We start from the raw sequence: 15,014 nt of genomic DNA, 5'->3' as shown, positions 1-15,014 counted from the left end.
TCAAACCTGATGTGACGCGGGGCCTCCCATCGAGGTCAGCATGTCTTCTGTCGCCGCTTCCGCTCCACCTTCCGCCCAGCCCGCCGCTTCCGTCGCCGCGCGGGCCGGCGTGACCACCGTGGTCCACAAGTTCGGCGGCACCTCGGTGGCCGATGCCGAGCGCTATCGCCATGTGGCGCAGCTGCTGCTGGCGCGTGAGGAGACGATGCAGGTCACCGTGGTCTCGGCGATGAAGGGCGTGACCGATGCGCTGATCGGGGTGGCCACGTTGGCCGCAGAAGACGCCTCGGCCTGGCGCGAACAGTGGCACGCCTTGCGGGTACGCCACCGCGGTGCCGCCGTTGCCTTGCTCGGCGAGCACGCCGGGGCGACGGTGGAATGGCTGGACCAGCGCTTCGATCAGTTGGCCGAGGTGCTGGGTGCGCTGGCAGTGATCGGCGGCCTGCCCACCGAAGTGCTGGACCGCGTGCAGGGCATGGGTGAGGTGTATTCGGCCCAGCTGCTCGGGAAGTACCTGCAGACGCTGGGCGAAGACTGCGCGGTGCTGGACGCGCGCGATGTGCTGGTGATCGAGCGCGGTGAACTGGGCGTGGACGTGGACTGGGTGCGCAGCGCCGAGCGTCTGGCCCAGTGGCGGCTGCAGCATCCGCAATCGCGCATCGTGGCCACCGGCTTTGTCGCCCGTGATCGCCAGGACCGCATCACCACGCTGGGCCGCAACGGCAGCGACTACTCCGGCGCGATCTTCGCCGCCTTGTTCAATGCCGACGAGCTGCACATCTGGACCGACGTGGACGGTGTACTCTCGGCCGACCCGCGGGTGGTGCCCGAGGCGGTCCAACTGGAAGCGCTGAGTTACGACGAAGCCTGCGAGTTGGCCTATTTCGGCGCCAAGGTGGTGCACCCGCAGACGATGTCGCCAGCGATCGAGCGCGGCCTGCCGATCATCATCCGCAACACCTTCCACCCGGACCATCCGGGCACGCGCATCACCGCCGAGCGCACCGTCTCCGGTCCGATCAAGGGCCTGACCCTGAGCCCGGACCTGGCCGTGATCAACCTGGAAGGCACCGGCCTGATCGGCGTGCCCGGCACGGCCGAGCGGGTGTTCGCCGCGCTGCGCAATGCGCATGTGTCGGTGGTGATGATCTCGCAGGGCTCCTCCGAGCACTCGATCTGCTGCGTGGTGAGGCAGGCCGAGGCGGTGCGCGCACGCGAATCGCTGCTGCAGGCCTTCGCGCACGAATTGAGCCTGGGCCAGGTGCAGCGCGTGCAGCTGACCGACAACGTGAGCGTGCTGGCCGCCGTGGGCGATGGCATGGCCGGGCAGCCCGGCGTGGCCGCGCGCCTGTTCGAGTCGCTGGGCCGCGCACAGGTGAACATTCTGGCGATCGCGCAGGGTTCCTCGGAGCGCAACATCTCGGTGGCGGTGGACAGCCGCCATGCGACCAAGGCGCTGCGCGCGGCACATGCCGGATTCTGGCTGTCGCCGCAGACGTTCTCGGTCGGTGTGATCGGCCCGGGCAATGTGGGCGCGGCGCTGCTGGATCAGCTGCAGGCCGCCCAGGTGCAGCTTCTCGGCCGCGCCAATGTGGATCTGCGCCTGCGTGCGGTCGCCTCGCGCAGCCGCATGGTCCTGGACGAGCGCGGCCTGAAAGGTGACTGGCGCGCGGCGCTGTCCGGCCCGGCGCAACCGAGTGATCTGGAGGCGTTCACGGAGCATCTGCTCTCCGCGCATCTGCCGCATGCGCTGATCATCGATTGCAGTGGCAGCGCCGACGTGGCCGACCGCTACGCCGGCTGGCTGGCCGCGGGCATCCATGTGGTCACCCCGAACAAACAGGCCGGTGCCGGCCCGCTGGAGCGCTATCACGCGATCCGCGAGGCAGCGGCTGGCAGTGGCGCGCGCTTCCGCTACGAAGCCACGGTCGGCGCGGGCCTGCCGGTGATCACCACGCTGCGCGACCTGGTCGATACCGGCGATGAGGTGCTGGCGATCGACGGCATCTTCTCCGGCACGCTGGCGTGGCTGTTCAACAAGTACGACGGCCAGGTGCCGTTCTCCGAACTGGTCAGCCAGGCGCGTGGCATGGGCTATACCGAGCCGGACCCGCGCGATGATCTCTCCGGCGTGGATGTCGCGCGCAAGCTGGTGATCCTGGCGCGTGAGGCAGGCCGTGAGCTCAGCCTGGCGCAGGTGCGCGTGGAAAGCCTGGTACCCGAAGCATTGCGCCAGGCCAGCGTGGACGACTTCATCGCCGGCCTGCCGCAGATCGATGCGGTGTTCGCCGAGCGCCTGGCGGCCGCCCGCGCGGACGGTGCCGTGCTGCGCTATGTGGCGCGCCTGACGCCGGACGGCGCCGAAGTGGGCCTGGTCGCGCTGCCGGCAGGCCATGCCTTCGCCAACCTGCGCCTGACCGACAACGTCGTGCAGTTCACCACGCGCCGCTACTGCGACAATCCGCTGGTGGTGCAGGGCCCGGGCGCCGGGCCGGAGGTGACCGCCGCCGGCGTGTTCGCCGATGTGCTGCGCGTGGCGGTGGGTGAAGGAGCACGTCTGTGACTGAGGGCAGCATGACGGAAGCACGTGCGTTTGCGCCGGCCTCGGTCGGCAACGTGGGGGTCGGGTTCGACATCCTTGGCCACGCCATTGAGGGCGTTGGCGATACCGTGACGGTGCGGCGAATCGGGGAACCGGTGGTCCGCATCCACGCGATCCGCGGTACCACGGTGGATCTGCCACGGGTGGCCGAGGACAACACCGCCGGCGCCGCGTTGATCGCGCTGCGTGCCGCGCTGGATCTGCCGTTCGGCTTCGAGGTGGAGATCGACAAGGGCATCGCGCTGGGCTCGGGCATGGGCGGTTCGGCCGCGTCGTGCGTGGCGGCGCTGGTCGCGGCCAATGCGCTGTTGCCGCAGCCCTTGTCGCGCGAGGCGCTGTATCCGTTCGCGTTGACCGGTGAGGCCGTGGCCAGCGGGGGCCGGCATGGCGACAACCTCGGGCCGATGCTGCTGGGCGGGCTGGTACTGAGCACGGCGGACCGGCTGGTGCCGGTGCCGGTCCCGGCGGCGTGGCACAGCCTGCTGGTGCACCCGGATGCCGTGCTGGAGACGCGCCGTGCGCGCGCCGCGCTGCAGGGGCATTACGCGTTGGGCGAGTTCGTCGCGCAGAGCGCGAATCTGGCGCTGGTGCTCAGTGGCTGCTTCACCGGCGATGCCTCGCTGGTCCGTGCCGGGCTGCGTGATGTGCTGGTCGAGCCGCGCCGTGCCGGTCTGATCACCGGGTTTGCCGCCGCGCGCGACGCGGCGCTGGCGGCCGGAGCGATGGGCGCCAGTATTTCCGGCGCAGGGCCGAGCGTGTTTGCCTGGTTCGAGCAGCGTAACGCTGCCCTTGCTGCGCAGGCGGCCGTGCAACAGGCATTTGCCGAGTCCGGCTTCGACAGCCAGGCCTGGGTGTCGCCCTTGAATGCGCCCGCCGCGCGCCTGCTGTGACGCGTCCACTCTTTCTACTCTGGGATGTCCGATGAAGTTCGTTTCCACGCGTCACGCTGCACCCGCCGCTTCACTCAGCCACGCGCTCGCCGCTGGCCTCGCCCCGGACGGTGGCCTGTATGTCCCCGAACACCGCCCACGCCTGCAGCACTGGTCAGCGCAGGGGTCCTTCGCACAGACCGCTGCGGCGCTGCTGGCGCCGTATTTCCATGACGATGCCCTGGAGAAAGCGCTGCCCGAACTGTGCGAGCAGGCCTTCGATTTCGATGCGCCACTGCGTCCCCTGGCGACCGCCGATGACCATGTACTGGAGTTGTTCCATGGCCCCACGGCCGCCTTCAAGGATTTCGGTGCGCGCTTTCTCGCGGCGTGTCTTGCGCGCCTGCAGCAGGGGCGCGAGCGTCCGCTGACGATCGTGGTCGCGACCTCCGGCGACACCGGCGCCGCCGTCGCCGCGGCCTTCCATCGGCAGCAGGGAATCCGGGTGGTGGTGCTGTACCCGGATGGCCGTGTCTCGCCGCGCCAGGCGCATCAGCTGGGGTGCTTCGGCGACAACATCCACACGCTGCGCGTCGCCGGATCGTTCGACGATTGCCAGGCGATGGTGAAACAGGCGCTGGGCGATCGCGAGCTGCAGGACGCGGTGCCGTTGAGCTCGGCCAACAGCATCAGCCTGGGCCGCTGGCTCCCGCAGATGAGCTATTACGCCCACGCTGCTCTGGTCCATCAGGCGCAGACCGGCCACGTGCTCAACCTGGTGATTCCGACCGGCAACCTGGGCAATGCGATGGCAGCGATCCTGGCGCGGGCGATGGGCCTGCCGCTGGGGCAGATCGCGCTGGCGACCAATGCCAATGATGTGTTGCCGCGCTACTTCCACGGCGAGGCCTACCAGGCACAGACCAGCGTGGCGACGATCGCCAACGCGATGGACGTGGGGGCCCCGAGCAATTTCGAACGGCTGCGGTGGCTGTACAACGACGACGATGCAGTACTGCGCGCTGCGTTCAGCGCGGAAGCGATCGACGATGCGGCGATCCGCGAGCTGATCCGTCGGCGACATGACCTGTATGGCGAGGTGTTCTGTCCGCATACGGCGACGGCGGTGGCGCGCCTGGAGCATCTGCGGGCCGCGGGCGCACAGGGGCACTGGGCGGTGGCGGCGACCGCACACCCGGCCAAGTTCGAGTCGGTGGTGGAGCCATTGATCGGGCGGGCGCTGGACGTGCCGCCGGCCCTGGCGGCGCTGCTGGAGCGGCCTGCGCAGGCCGAAGCCTGCGCACCGGCGTATGGGGCGCTGCGTGAGGTGCTGTTGCGCGGGTGAGGCCGGGTCAGTACGACTCGTCGGCCGAGAGCTTCTGCAGGCCGCCTTCGTCCAGGATCTCGACGGTGTTCAGATGGGGCAGGGCGATCAGGCCCTGCTGGCGCAGCTTGGTGAAGGTGCGGCTGACGGTTTCCATGGTCAGGCCGAGATGGTCGGCGATGTCGCCACGGCCCATCGGCAGGGTCACGCGCAGCCCCGGCTCACCGAGCAGCGCTTCGCGCGCGGCCAGGCGCAGCAGGAAATCGGCGACCTTCTCGGCCGGCTGCAGCCGGCCCAGCGCCATCGCGGCATCCTGCGCGGCATCCAGCTCCTGGCAGGCGCGCTGCAGCAGCTTGCGCTCCAGATGCGGGAAGCGCGAGCGCAGGTCCTTCATCTGCGGCAGGGCCACGCGGCAGACCCGGCTGTCGGCGATGGCCTCGATGTCATAACGGTGGTGATCGCTGCCGCTCAGCCCGAGAAAATCGCCGGGCAGCACGAAGCCGCTGATCTGGCGGCGGCCATCGGCCAGCGTGCGGACCAGGCGCAGCGCACCGGCGGTAATCGTATAGACATGTTGGCGCGGCTCACCGGCACGGGCCAGGGTGGAGCCCAGCGGCAGTGCCTGGGACACGGTGACCCGCTCCAGCGCCTGCACTTCATCCGGCGACAGCGCCGAGCAGACCGCCAGGTGCCGTACCGAGCAATGCAGACAGTCGCGCAGCGGCGAGCAACCGGGGGCGGCGGGGTCTTCAACAGCGGAAAGCGCGGTACCGGAGTGGGGCCGGGTCATGTCAGGTCAGCAAGCGGGACCTGCCTATGATACGTCATGCCGCCATTGGCCCGGCCCCGATGTCCGGATGCGGCTCGTTGCGCCGGCTGCGGCTAGAATATGCCGCTCGCTCATCCCCCCGTTTCCGCAGGAGTCCCGCAAGTGATCAAGCCCCGTACGCCGCCCGGCATCATGGAATTGCTGCCGCGTGAGCAGATCGCGTTCCAGCGCATGCTGGACGTCATCCGCCGCAACTACGAGCGGTTCGGGTTCCTGCCGGTGGAAACCCCGGTGTTCGAGCTGTCCGATGTGCTGCTGACCAAATCCGGTGGCGAGACCGAGCGCCAGGTGTATTTCGTGCAGTCGACCGGCGCGCTGGCCAATGCCGCCGAAGCCGAAGAGAAAGCGCTGCCCGAGCTGGCGCTGCGCTTCGATCTGACCGTGCCGCTGGCGCGCTACGTCGCTGAGCACGAACACGACCTGACCTTCCCGTTCCGCCGTTACCAGATGCAGCGTGTGTACCGCGGTGAGCGTGCCCAGCGGGGCCGTTTCCGCGAGTTCTACCAGTGCGACATCGATGTGATCGGCAAGGACGCGCTGAGCACCCGCTATGACGCCGAAGTGCTGGCGGTCATCCACGCGGTGTTCGCCGAGCTGCGCATCGGTGATTTCTCGGTGCAGCTCAACAACCGCAAGCTGATGCGGGGCTTCTTCGAAAGCCTGGGCGTGGCCGATGGCGAGCGCCAGCTGGCCGTGCTGCGCGAAGTGGACAAGCTGGACAAGCGCGGCGCCGATTACGTGCGCGAGACGCTGGGGGGCGAGGGCTTTGCGATTCCGGCCGAGCAGGTCGAGCGCATCCTGGCGTTCGTGGCGGTGCGGTCGAGCAGCCATGACGACGCGCTGGCGCAGCTGGATGCGCTGCTGGCCGACGGCACCGCCGGCGAGACGCTGAAGCTGGGCGTGGCCGAGCTGCGCGAAGTGCTGCAGCTGGTCAAGGCGCTGGGCGTGCCCGAAACCGCGTACTGCCTGAACTTCTCGATCGCGCGCGGCCTGGATTACTACACCGGCACCGTCTACGAGACCACGCTGACCGACCACCCGCAGATCGGCTCGATCTGCTCTGGTGGCCGTTACGAAGACCTGGCCAGCCACTACAGCAAGTCCAAGCTGCCGGGCGTGGGCATCTCCATTGGCCTGACCCGCCTGTTCTGGCAGCTGCGCGAGGCCGGCCTGATCGCCGGGATCGAGGACAGCAGCGTGCACGCGCTGGTGGCCCTGATGGATGACAACGGCCTGCCCGAGTCGCTGGATATCGCCCGTCGCCTGCGCGTGGGCGGCATCAACGCCGAAGTGCAGATGGAGCCGAAGAAGATCGGCAAGCAGTTCCAGTATGCCGCCAAGGCCGGTATCCGCTTCGTCGTGCTGGCCGGTGAAGATGAGCTGGCGCGTGGCGTGGTGGCGGTCAAGGACCTGCTGCGCGAGCAGCAGTTCGAGGTCGCCCGCGATGAGCTGGCCAGCGCGCTGCAGGTCGAGCTGGAGCAGGCCAAGGCCATGGCATGAAGCGGCTTGGGGCAGGGGCGCTGATGGTGCTCCTGCTCGCGGCCTGCCAGAGTGATCCGGCGCTGCGCAGCCAGCGTATCGGCCCGGGGCACTACCAGCTCTCGGTCGATCGCTGCCATGTGACCGATCGGGAACAGCTTGAGCACGACCTGCGCGAGCTGGCCGGGAACCAGTGTCCCGGCGGTGCCGGACCCTTGGAGGCCGTGGAGTCACTCCCGAGTCGCCAGGGCAGCCTGCTCGGCGAATGCCTGCGCAGTGGCGCACTAAGTGCCGAGGTCCGCTGCCGGTAGGTGCCGACCGTGGGTCGGCGCGCTTCCTTCTCGATACCCATCGCAACGCCCGCTAACGCGGGCGTTGCGCATTTCCAGACCCTGAACCGGTCCATTTCGCCTGCGGCGGCGGTTTGACTGCGCGGTTTCGTTTGCGCTAATGTAATAGCACGCTATTACATTGATACGATGAAACTACGTCCCGTCCCCCGCGAGAAAGACGCCCAGGCCGATCTGGCCTCGCTGGCGCGTGCCTTTGCTGCCCTGTCCGATCCGGACGCGGTGACCGCGTTCCTGCGCGATCTGTGCACCCCCGCCGAGCTGGAAGCGCTGTCCGACCGCTGGAAGGTCGTGCCGCTGCTGCAGCAGGGCGTGCCGTACCGCGAGATCCATGAGTTGACCGGGGTCAGCGTGACCACCACCGGGCGCGTGGCGCGCTCGCTGGACCACGGCCACGGCGGTTACGCCGCCGCCATCGCCGCCACGCCGTCCTCCCCCGAATCCGAGTAGAGACCTCCCCCATGAGTGCAACCCAGACCGCCCCGGCACGTGACCGGCTGCGTATCGCCATCCAGAAGAACGGGCGACTGGCCGAGCCCGCCCGCAGCCTGTTGACCGCCTGCGGGCTGAGCTGGCGGCAGAGCCGCGACAAGCTGTTCTGCTACGGCGAATCGCTGCCGGTGGATCTGCTGCTGGTCCGCGACGACGATATCCCCGGCCTGATCGCCGATGGCGTGTGCGACTTCGGCATCGTCGGGCGCAACGAGCTGGACGAGCAGGGCGCCGCCCGCCGCCGGATCGGCCTGCCGGATGCGTACCAGGCGCTGCGCGGGCTCAACTTCGGCCAGTGCCGCTTGATGCTGGCGGTGCCGGAGGAGTGGGAATGGACGGGCGTGGAGCAGCTGGCCGGCAAGCGCATCGCCACCAGCTACCCCGCGATCCTGGCCGACTGGTTGGCCGAGCGCGGCGTGGATGCCCAGGTGGTCGAGCTGTCCGGCTCGGTCGAAATCGCCCCGCGCCTGGGCACGGCTGATCTGATCTGCGATCTGGTGTCCAGCGGCGCCACCCTGGCCGCCAACCAGCTCAAGCCGGTCGAAATCCTGCTGGAAAGCGAAGCGGTGCTGGCCGGCCCGGTCCGCACGCCCGATGACGCCCGCGCCGGTCTGATGGCGATGCTGCTGCGTCGTGTTGATGGCGTGGTGAAGGTGCAGGACAGCAAGCTGCTGATGTTCCGCGCCGCGCTGGACCGCGTCTCCGAGTTGACCCGCCTGCTGCCCGATGCCGATCCGCTGGTGCAGCTGCCCGATGACGGCGGCCACCTGCGTTTGCAGACCATGTGCCACGGTGCGTTGACCTGGCAGCGGTTGGAGGACCTGGAGCGCGCGGGCGCGCAGGGGTTGATGGTGTTGAGTGTGGAGCGGTCGCTGGCATGAATCGTTTGACGTGGTCCCAATTGGATGCCGGCGCCCAGGCGCAGGCGCTGCAACGCCCGGTCCAGGCCGTGGCGGCGCGTACCCGTGCGTCTGTCGCGGCCTTGATCGCAGCGGTGCGCGAAGGCGGCGATGCCGCACTGCGCGAGATCACCCTGCGCTTCGACGGGGTGGCGCCGGAGACGTTCGAGGTGAGCGAAGGTGAATTCGCTGCGGCCGAACAGGCCGTCTCGGCCGAGCTGCGCCAGGCGATGATCGATGCCGCCGCGCGCATCCTTACCTTCCACCAGGCCGGCATGAGCCAGGGCTATTCGGTCGAGACCGCGCCCGGCGTGCGTTGCGAGCGCGTGGTGCGCCCGATCGGTCGGGTGGGTCTGTATGTGCCGGCTGGCAGCGCGCCGTTGCCGTCCACCGCGCTGATGCTGGGCGTGCCCGCACAGCTGGCCGGCTGCCGGGAAGTCGTGTTGTGCACGCCGCCGCGCAAGGACGGCAGTGCCGATCCTGCGGTGCTGGTGGCCGCGCGCCTGACCGGCGTGCACCGCGTGTTCAAGCTGGGCGGCGCGCAGGCGATCGCGGCGATGGCCTATGGCACTGACAGCGTGCCGGCCTGCGACAAGCTGTACGGCCCGGGCAATAGTTATGTGACCGAAGCCAAGCAGCAGGTCGCCCAGGACGGCGCTGCGGCGATCGACATGCCGGCCGGGCCTTCCGAAGTGCTGGTGATTGCCGATGCCGGCGCCAATCCCGCGTTCGTGGCCGCCGATCTACTCTCGCAGGCCGAGCACGGTCCGGACTCGCAGGTGCTGCTGCTGACCGACGATGCGCGGATGGTGGATCAGGTTGAAGCGGCGGTGGAGGCGCAGCTGGCGCAGTTGTCGCGCGCGGAGATCGCCGCGCAGGCGCTGGCGTCCTCGCGCTTGATCCTGGTCGAGTCGCTGGACGACGCCTTCGCGATCAGCAACCGGTATGCCCCGGAGCACTTGATCCTGGCGCTGCGCGAGCCGCGCGCCTGGTTGGACAAGGTGGAGGCCGCCGGTTCGGTGTTCCTTGGCGATTACACCCCCGAAGCGCTGGGCGATTACTGCAGTGGCACCAACCACGTGCTGCCGACCGCCGGTGCCGCACGTGCCTACAGTGGCGTCAGCGTGGCCAGCTTCCAGAACCTGATCAGCGTGCAGTCGGCCACGCCCGCTGGCATCGCGGCGATCGGCGAGTGTGCCCGTGTGCTGGCACGCGCCGAAGGCCTGGATGCCCACGAGAACGCGGTGACCCTGCGCATGGAGGCGGCCGCATGAGCACTGGCTCCCTCCTGGCCCTGGTACGCGCCGACCTGCAGGCGTTTGCCGGCTATTCCTCAGCGCGCAGCAGTGCGCTGGTCGGGGATGTCTGGCTCAACGCGAATGAATCGGCGTGGGCCAATCCGGCCGACGTCGCTGGCGGCGCGCGGCGCTATCCCGACCCGCAGCCGGCAGCATTGCGCGATCGACTGGCCGAGCTGTACGGCTGCTCCGCCGAACAATTGTTGATCGGCCGTGGCAGTGACGAGGCCATCGATCTGCTGGTACGCGCGCTGTGCGAGCCGGGCCGCGATGCGGTGCTGACCACGCCACCGGTGTTCGGCATGTATGCCGTCTGCGCCCGCCTGCAGAACGCGCCGCTGATCGAGGTGCCCCTGGTCGATCAGGGCGATGCGCTGGTCGCCGATATCGATGCGGTGATCGCCGCCGCGCTGGGTGGTAACGCCAAGCTGGTGTTCCTGTGCTCGCCGTCCAATCCCGCAGGCAGCGTGATCACCCTGGCTGAGATAGAGCGTGTGGCTGCGGCGTTGCAGGGCAGGGCGATGGTGGTGGTGGATGAGGCCTACGGTGAATATGCCGAGCAGCCGTCCGCGACCACACTGTTGAGCCGTTACGAAAACATCGCCGTGCTCCGCACGCTGTCCAAGGCGCATGCGCTGGCGGCCGCGCGCATTGGCAGCCTGATCGCCGATGCTGCCCTGATCCAGGTGCTGCGCCGCTGCCAGGCGCCGTACCCGGTGCCCGCGCCCTGTGCCGAGCTGGCGTTGGCCGGTCTCGGCGCCGAGAGTCTGTCCATCACCACCCAGCGCATCGCGCAGGTCAAGGCCGAACGTACCCGCCTGCAGTCCGGCCTCGCCGCGCTGCCCGGTGTGGTGCGTGTCTATCCCTCGCAGGGCAACTACCTGCTGGCCCGCTTTGCCGACGCACAAGGCGCGTTCGATGCGCTGCTCGCCGCCGGTGTGGTGGTGCGTGACCAACGTGCCGCGCCGCAACTGGGGGATGCACTGCGCATCACCCTCGGCAGCCCGGAACAGAACGACCGTGTACTCGCCGCCCTGATGGCCCGGAGGGCTGCCGCATGACCCCGATTCTGTTCGTCGACCGCGACGGCACCCTGATCGAAGAACCCGCCGATTTCCAGATCGACGCCTACGAGAAGCTGCGCTTCGTGCGCGATGTGATCCCGGCGATGCTCAAGCTGCGCGATGCGGGCTATCAGTTCGTGATCGTCAGCAACCAGGATGGCCTGGGCACCGAAGGCTATCCGCAGGCCAGCTTCGATGGCCCCAACGACCTGATGCTGCAGATCTTCGCCAGCCAGGGCATCACCTTCCGTGACGTGCTGATCGACGGCACCTGGCCGCAGGACAACGCGCCGACCCGCAAGCCGGGTATCGGCCTGATGCTGCCGTACCTGCAGGACCGCAGCATCGACTGGTCACGCTCGGCGATGGTGGGTGACCGCCTGACCGATATCCAGTTCGCGGAGAACATGAAGATCCGAGGTTTCCAGCTGCGCACCGAGCAGTTCGGCGGCGACTGGGACTGGACCTCGATCGCGCATGAGCTGGCCGATGCACCGCGCCGTGCCACTGTGCAGCGCAATACCAAGGAGACGAAGATCCGGGTCGAGGTCGATCTGGATCGCACCGCCGAGCCGCAGACCCACACCGGGCTGCCGTTCTTCGATCACATGCTGGAGCAGATCGGCAAGCACGGCGGCTTCGCGCTGAGCGTGCAGGCCGAGGGCGACCTGCACATCGACGAGCACCACACCATTGAAGACACCGGCCTGGCGCTCGGCCAGGCCCTGCGCGAGGCACTTGGCGACAAGCGCGGCATCGGCCGCTACGGCTTCACCCTGCCGATGGATGAGACGCTGGCCAGTGCCGCGCTGGATTTCAGCGGCCGCCCGTACTTCGTCTTCGAAGGCGAGTTCAAGCGCGAGCGCGTGGGCGACATGCCGACCGAGCTGGTGCCGCACTTCTTCCGCTCGCTGTGCGATGCGGCCGGGTTGAACCTGCACCTGAGCGTGCGCGGTGACAACGACCACCACAAGGTCGAGGCCTGCTTCAAGGCGCTGGCGCGCGCGCTGCGCCAGGCCTTGCCGCGGCAGGGCACCGCACTGCCGAGCACCAAGGGGGCGCTGTGACCGAGGTTGCGCTGATCGATGCGGGCGGCGCCAACCTCGGCTCGGTCCGCTATGCGCTGGAACGGCTGGGCGTGCAGGTGCGGCTGGTACGCGATGCGCAGGGCCTGCAGGGCGTCTCGCGGGTGATCCTGCCCGGCGTCGGCGCGGCCCCGCACGGCATGGCGCGTCTGCATGCACAGGGCCTGGTGCAGCCGCTGCGCGAGCTGCAGGTGCCGCTGCTCGGGATCTGCCTGGGCATGCAGCTGCTGTTCGACGGCTCCGAGGAAGGACACGTCGAATGCCTGGGCCTGTTGCCCGGAGTCGTGCGCCACCTGCGTCCTGCCACCGGCATCCGTGTGCCGCACATGGGCTGGAACCGGCTGCTGCCCCTGCGCACGTCGCCGCTGCTGGCCGGCGTGCCGGCGCGGGCCAGCGCGTACTTCGTCCACAGCTACGCCGCGCCCCTGGGCGAAGACACCGTGGCCGCGTGCGATCACGGCGGGCTGTTCGCGGCCGTCGTGCAGCGCGGCCGGCACAGCGGTGCCCAGTTCCACCCGGAGCGCTCAGCCGACACCGGCGCGCGCATCCTGCGCAATTTCATCGAGAACGAACCGACATGAGTTTCATCGTCTATCCCGCCCTGGATATCCGCGAAGGCCGCGTGGTGCGGCTGCTGCAGGGTGACTACGCGCAGCAGACCACCTACGGCGATGACCCGCTGCCGCGCGCGCAGGCCTTTGCCGCGGCGGGCGCAAGCTGGATGCACCTGGTGGATCTGGATGCGGCCCGCGCCGGTGGCTACACGCTGGCACCGCTGCTGTCCTCGATCGCATCACAGACCGGCCTGAAGGTGCAGACCGGCGGCGGTGTGCGCTCGCGCGATGACGTCGCCCGGATTCTCGATGCCGGTGCCACCCGCGTGGTGGTCGGCTCGGTATCGGTCCGCGAGCCGGACACGGTGATTGGCTGGCTGCGCGAGTTCGGTCCGGAGCGGCTGACCATCGCGCTGGACGCGCGCCAGGCCGAGGACGGCCGCTGGCTGTTGCCGGTGCATGGCTGGACCGAGACCGCCGAGGACACGCTGGACGTGTTGGCCCAGCGCTACGCAGAGGCGGGCATGCAGCACCTGCTGTGCACGGATATCGCGCGCGACGGCATGCTGTCCGGGCCGAACATCGATCTCTACCGGCATCTGGCCGCACGGCTTCCCGGCGTGGCGGTGCAGGCCTCCGGTGGCGTGCGCGATGCCGATGATGTCGCCCAGGCCAAGGCGGTCGGCTGCGGCGGGGCGATCCTCGGCAAGGCATTGCTGGAAGGGCGCATGACCCTGGAAGGGGCGCTGGCATGTTGAGCCGCCGCCTGATTCCGTGCCTGGATGTGCGCGATGGTCGCGTGGTCAAGGGCGTGCGCTTCCGCGATCACGTGGACATGGGCGATATCGCCGAACTGGCGATGCGTTACCGCGACCAGGGTGCGGATGAACTCGTGTTCTACGACATCGGCGCCAGCCCGGAAGGGCGCGCGGTGGACGTGGCCTGGATCGAGCGCATCGCGCGCTTGATCGACATTCCGTTCTGCGTGGCCGGTGGGATCAGCGATGTGGAGACCGCGCGGCGCGTGCTGCATGCCGGTGCCGACAAAATCTCGATCAACTCGCCGGCTCTCGGTCGGCCCGAACTGATCGAAGAACTGGCCGATGCCTTCGGCGTCCAGTGCGTGGTGGTCGGCATCGATTCGGTGCGCGAGGCGGACGGCGAATGGCGCGTGCGTCGCTTCAGCGGCGATCCGGACAAGACCCAGGCGGTGGCGGTCCGTACCTTGGACTGGGTGGTGGAGGCACAGCGCCGGGGTGCCGGTGAGATCGTGCTCAACTGCATGGACAGCGATGGCGTGCGCCGCGGCTACGATGTGGCGCAGCTGCGCCAGGCCCGTGCGCTGTGCCAGGTGCCACTGATCGCCTCCGGCGGCGCTGGCGAGATGCAGCACTTCGCCGATGTGTTCGACCAGGCCGATGTTGACGGTGCGCTGGCCGCCAGCGTGTTCCACAGTGGCGCCATTGCCATTCCCGCGCTCAAGCAGTTCCTGCGCGAGCAGCAGATCGAGGTTCGAGATGTCTATTGACGTGAATTCCATTGACGTGCAGCCATCGCGCGAGGCGCTGGCGCAGCTGGACTGGGGCAAGGGCGATGGCCTGTTGCCGGTGGTGGTGCAGGACACGGATACGTTGCGCGTGCTGATGCTCGGCTATGCCAATGCGGCCTCGCTGGCGCAGACCCTGGCCACGGGCCACATGACCTTCTACAGCCGCAGCAAGCAGCGGTTGTGGACCAAGGGCGAATCCTCCGGCAACGTGCTGGCGGTGACTGCCGTGCGGATCGACTGCGACAGCGACACCCTGCTGGTCAGTGCGCGCCCGGCCGGGCCGACCTGCCATACCGGCAGCGAGAGCTGCTTCCCGCAGGCACCCGGCAACTTCCTGGGCCGGCTGGATACCGTGGTGCGCGAACGCGAGCAGCAGCGCCCGGCCGGCAGCTACACCACGTCGCTGTTCGAGGGCGACATCCGCCGCATCGCGCAGAAAGTGGGCGAGGAGGGCGTGGAGACCGCGCTGGCAGGGGTGGTGCAGGACGATGACGCGCTGCTGGGCGAGTCGGCCGATCTGCTGTTCCATCTGACCGTGCTGCTGCGTGCGCGTGGGCTGTCGCTGGATGATGCGGTCGCGGTGCTGGCGGCGCGCCACGCCGGGTAAGCACGGGCTGCAC

The 15,014-nt window shown here is 68.9% G+C and carries 15 protein-coding genes; 14 read left to right on the top strand and 1 reads right to left on the bottom strand.

The genetic code is table 11. The features are described 5' to 3' along the window. Nucleotides 1–40 precede the first annotated feature (40 nt). The 3 genes from thrA to thrC are packed head-to-tail and all read left to right on the top strand — an operon-like array spanning nucleotide 41 to nucleotide 4,816. Complete coding sequence (gene thrA, locus ACW6W5_RS02990) at nucleotides 41–2,563, top strand: bifunctional aspartate kinase/homoserine dehydrogenase I (RefSeq protein WP_193222723.1); 2,523 nt, start codon at nucleotides 41–43, stop codon at nucleotides 2,561–2,563. Nucleotides 2,564–2,574: 11 nt separating this feature from the next. Further along, a complete protein-coding gene (locus ACW6W5_RS02985) occupies nucleotides 2,575–3,492 on the top strand; it encodes a homoserine kinase (RefSeq protein WP_152150649.1) in 918 nt (305 codons plus the stop codon). Nucleotides 3,493–3,523: 31 nt separating this feature from the next. Beyond that, the gene (gene thrC, locus ACW6W5_RS02980; protein ID WP_152150651.1) at nucleotides 3,524–4,816 is read left to right on the top strand and encodes a threonine synthase; all 1,293 of its coding nucleotides are present in this window, start codon (nucleotides 3,524–3,526) and stop codon (nucleotides 4,814–4,816) included. A gap of 7 nt (nucleotides 4,817–4,823) precedes the next feature. Here thrC and ACW6W5_RS02975 read toward each other — a convergent pair whose 3' ends face one another. Continuing rightward, a complete protein-coding gene (locus ACW6W5_RS02975; RefSeq protein WP_152150654.1) occupies nucleotides 4,824–5,585 on the bottom strand; it encodes a Crp/Fnr family transcriptional regulator in 762 nt (253 codons plus the stop codon). A 141-nt stretch (nucleotides 5,586–5,726) separates the two neighbouring features. Here ACW6W5_RS02975 and hisS point away from each other — a divergent pair, with 141 nt between their 5' ends. The 11 genes from hisS (at nucleotide 5,727) to hisIE (ending at nucleotide 15,001) form a co-directional block, all read left to right on the top strand. Next, complete coding sequence (gene hisS, locus ACW6W5_RS02970; RefSeq protein WP_152150656.1) at nucleotides 5,727–7,124, top strand: histidine--tRNA ligase; 1,398 nt, start codon at nucleotides 5,727–5,729, stop codon at nucleotides 7,122–7,124. Continuing rightward, on the top strand, nucleotides 7,121–7,414 hold the full coding sequence (locus ACW6W5_RS02965; RefSeq protein ID WP_152150658.1) for a hypothetical protein: 294 nt from the start codon (nucleotides 7,121–7,123) through the stop codon (nucleotides 7,412–7,414). The genes hisS and ACW6W5_RS02965 overlap by 4 nt, the downstream gene beginning before the upstream one ends. A gap of 168 nt (nucleotides 7,415–7,582) precedes the next feature. Continuing rightward, entirely contained in the window at nucleotides 7,583–7,903 is a 321-nt protein-coding gene (locus ACW6W5_RS02960; RefSeq protein WP_152150660.1) for a YerC/YecD family TrpR-related protein, read from the top strand. Nucleotides 7,904–7,914: 11 nt separating this feature from the next. After that, nucleotides 7,915–8,826 carry an ATP phosphoribosyltransferase gene (gene hisG / locus ACW6W5_RS02955; protein ID WP_152150662.1) on the top strand — a complete coding sequence of 304 codons (912 nt, stop codon included), beginning with the start codon at nucleotides 7,915–7,917 and terminating at the stop codon, nucleotides 8,824–8,826. Further along, nucleotides 8,823–10,118 (top strand): histidinol dehydrogenase, encoded by a 1,296-nt coding sequence (gene hisD / locus ACW6W5_RS02950; RefSeq protein WP_152150664.1) that lies wholly within the window; start codon nucleotides 8,823–8,825, stop codon nucleotides 10,116–10,118. Before hisG ends, hisD begins: the two co-directional genes overlap by 4 nt. Further along, on the top strand, nucleotides 10,115–11,203 hold the full coding sequence (gene hisC / locus ACW6W5_RS02945; RefSeq protein ID WP_152150666.1) for a histidinol-phosphate transaminase: 1,089 nt from the start codon (nucleotides 10,115–10,117) through the stop codon (nucleotides 11,201–11,203). The genes hisD and hisC overlap by 4 nt, the downstream gene beginning before the upstream one ends. Beyond that, nucleotides 11,200–12,273 (top strand): bifunctional histidinol-phosphatase/imidazoleglycerol-phosphate dehydratase HisB, encoded by a 1,074-nt coding sequence (gene hisB / locus ACW6W5_RS02940; protein WP_121036646.1) that lies wholly within the window; start codon nucleotides 11,200–11,202, stop codon nucleotides 12,271–12,273. Before hisC ends, hisB begins: the two co-directional genes overlap by 4 nt. Further along, the gene (hisH, locus tag ACW6W5_RS02935; RefSeq protein WP_152150668.1) at nucleotides 12,270–12,872 is read left to right on the top strand and encodes an imidazole glycerol phosphate synthase subunit HisH; all 603 of its coding nucleotides are present in this window, start codon (nucleotides 12,270–12,272) and stop codon (nucleotides 12,870–12,872) included. The genes hisB and hisH overlap by 4 nt, the downstream gene beginning before the upstream one ends. Beyond that, a complete protein-coding gene (gene hisA / locus ACW6W5_RS02930; protein ID WP_121036648.1) occupies nucleotides 12,869–13,603 on the top strand; it encodes a 1-(5-phosphoribosyl)-5-[(5-phosphoribosylamino)methylideneamino]imidazole-4-carboxamide isomerase in 735 nt (244 codons plus the stop codon). Before hisH ends, hisA begins: the two co-directional genes overlap by 4 nt. Further along, nucleotides 13,597–14,373 carry an imidazole glycerol phosphate synthase subunit HisF gene (gene hisF, locus ACW6W5_RS02925; protein WP_152150670.1) on the top strand — a complete coding sequence of 259 codons (777 nt, stop codon included), beginning with the start codon at nucleotides 13,597–13,599 and terminating at the stop codon, nucleotides 14,371–14,373. The genes hisA and hisF overlap by 7 nt, the downstream gene beginning before the upstream one ends. Continuing rightward, the gene (gene hisIE, locus ACW6W5_RS02920; protein WP_152150673.1) at nucleotides 14,363–15,001 is read left to right on the top strand and encodes a bifunctional phosphoribosyl-AMP cyclohydrolase/phosphoribosyl-ATP diphosphatase HisIE; all 639 of its coding nucleotides are present in this window, start codon (nucleotides 14,363–14,365) and stop codon (nucleotides 14,999–15,001) included. Before hisF ends, hisIE begins: the two co-directional genes overlap by 11 nt. Nucleotides 15,002–15,014 lie beyond the last annotated feature (13 nt).

The organism is Stenotrophomonas sp. IS26 (assembly GCF_054188265.1).
The sequence above is the reverse complement of the archived record's forward strand: the minus strand, read 5'-3'. Positions and strand labels throughout refer to the sequence as shown.

Excerpts from the sequence above, each read along its gene's own strand:
- thrA (WP_193222723.1), top strand. The coding sequence starts at position 41 with ATGTCTTCTGTCGCCGCTTCCGCTCCACCTTCCGCCCAGCCCGCCGCT.
- ACW6W5_RS02985 (WP_152150649.1), top strand. The coding sequence starts at position 2,575 with ATGACGGAAGCACGTGCGTTTGCGCCGGCCTCGGTCGGCAACGTGGGG.
- thrC (WP_152150651.1), top strand. The coding sequence starts at position 3,524 with ATGAAGTTCGTTTCCACGCGTCACGCTGCACCCGCCGCTTCACTCAGC.
- ACW6W5_RS02975 (WP_152150654.1), bottom strand. The coding sequence starts at position 5,585 with ATGACCCGGCCCCACTCCGGTACCGCGCTTTCCGCTGTTGAAGACCCC.
- ACW6W5_RS02965 (WP_152150658.1), top strand. The coding sequence starts at position 7,121 with ATGAAGCGGCTTGGGGCAGGGGCGCTGATGGTGCTCCTGCTCGCGGCC.
- ACW6W5_RS02960 (WP_152150660.1), top strand. The coding sequence starts at position 7,583 with ATGAAACTACGTCCCGTCCCCCGCGAGAAAGACGCCCAGGCCGATCTG.
- hisG (WP_152150662.1), top strand. The coding sequence starts at position 7,915 with ATGAGTGCAACCCAGACCGCCCCGGCACGTGACCGGCTGCGTATCGCC.
- hisD (WP_152150664.1), top strand. The coding sequence starts at position 8,823 with ATGAATCGTTTGACGTGGTCCCAATTGGATGCCGGCGCCCAGGCGCAG.
- hisC (WP_152150666.1), top strand. The coding sequence starts at position 10,115 with ATGAGCACTGGCTCCCTCCTGGCCCTGGTACGCGCCGACCTGCAGGCG.
- hisB (WP_121036646.1), top strand. The coding sequence starts at position 11,200 with ATGACCCCGATTCTGTTCGTCGACCGCGACGGCACCCTGATCGAAGAA.
- hisA (WP_121036648.1), top strand. The coding sequence starts at position 12,869 with ATGAGTTTCATCGTCTATCCCGCCCTGGATATCCGCGAAGGCCGCGTG.
- hisF (WP_152150670.1), top strand. The coding sequence starts at position 13,597 with ATGTTGAGCCGCCGCCTGATTCCGTGCCTGGATGTGCGCGATGGTCGC.
- hisIE (WP_152150673.1), top strand. The coding sequence starts at position 14,363 with ATGTCTATTGACGTGAATTCCATTGACGTGCAGCCATCGCGCGAGGCG.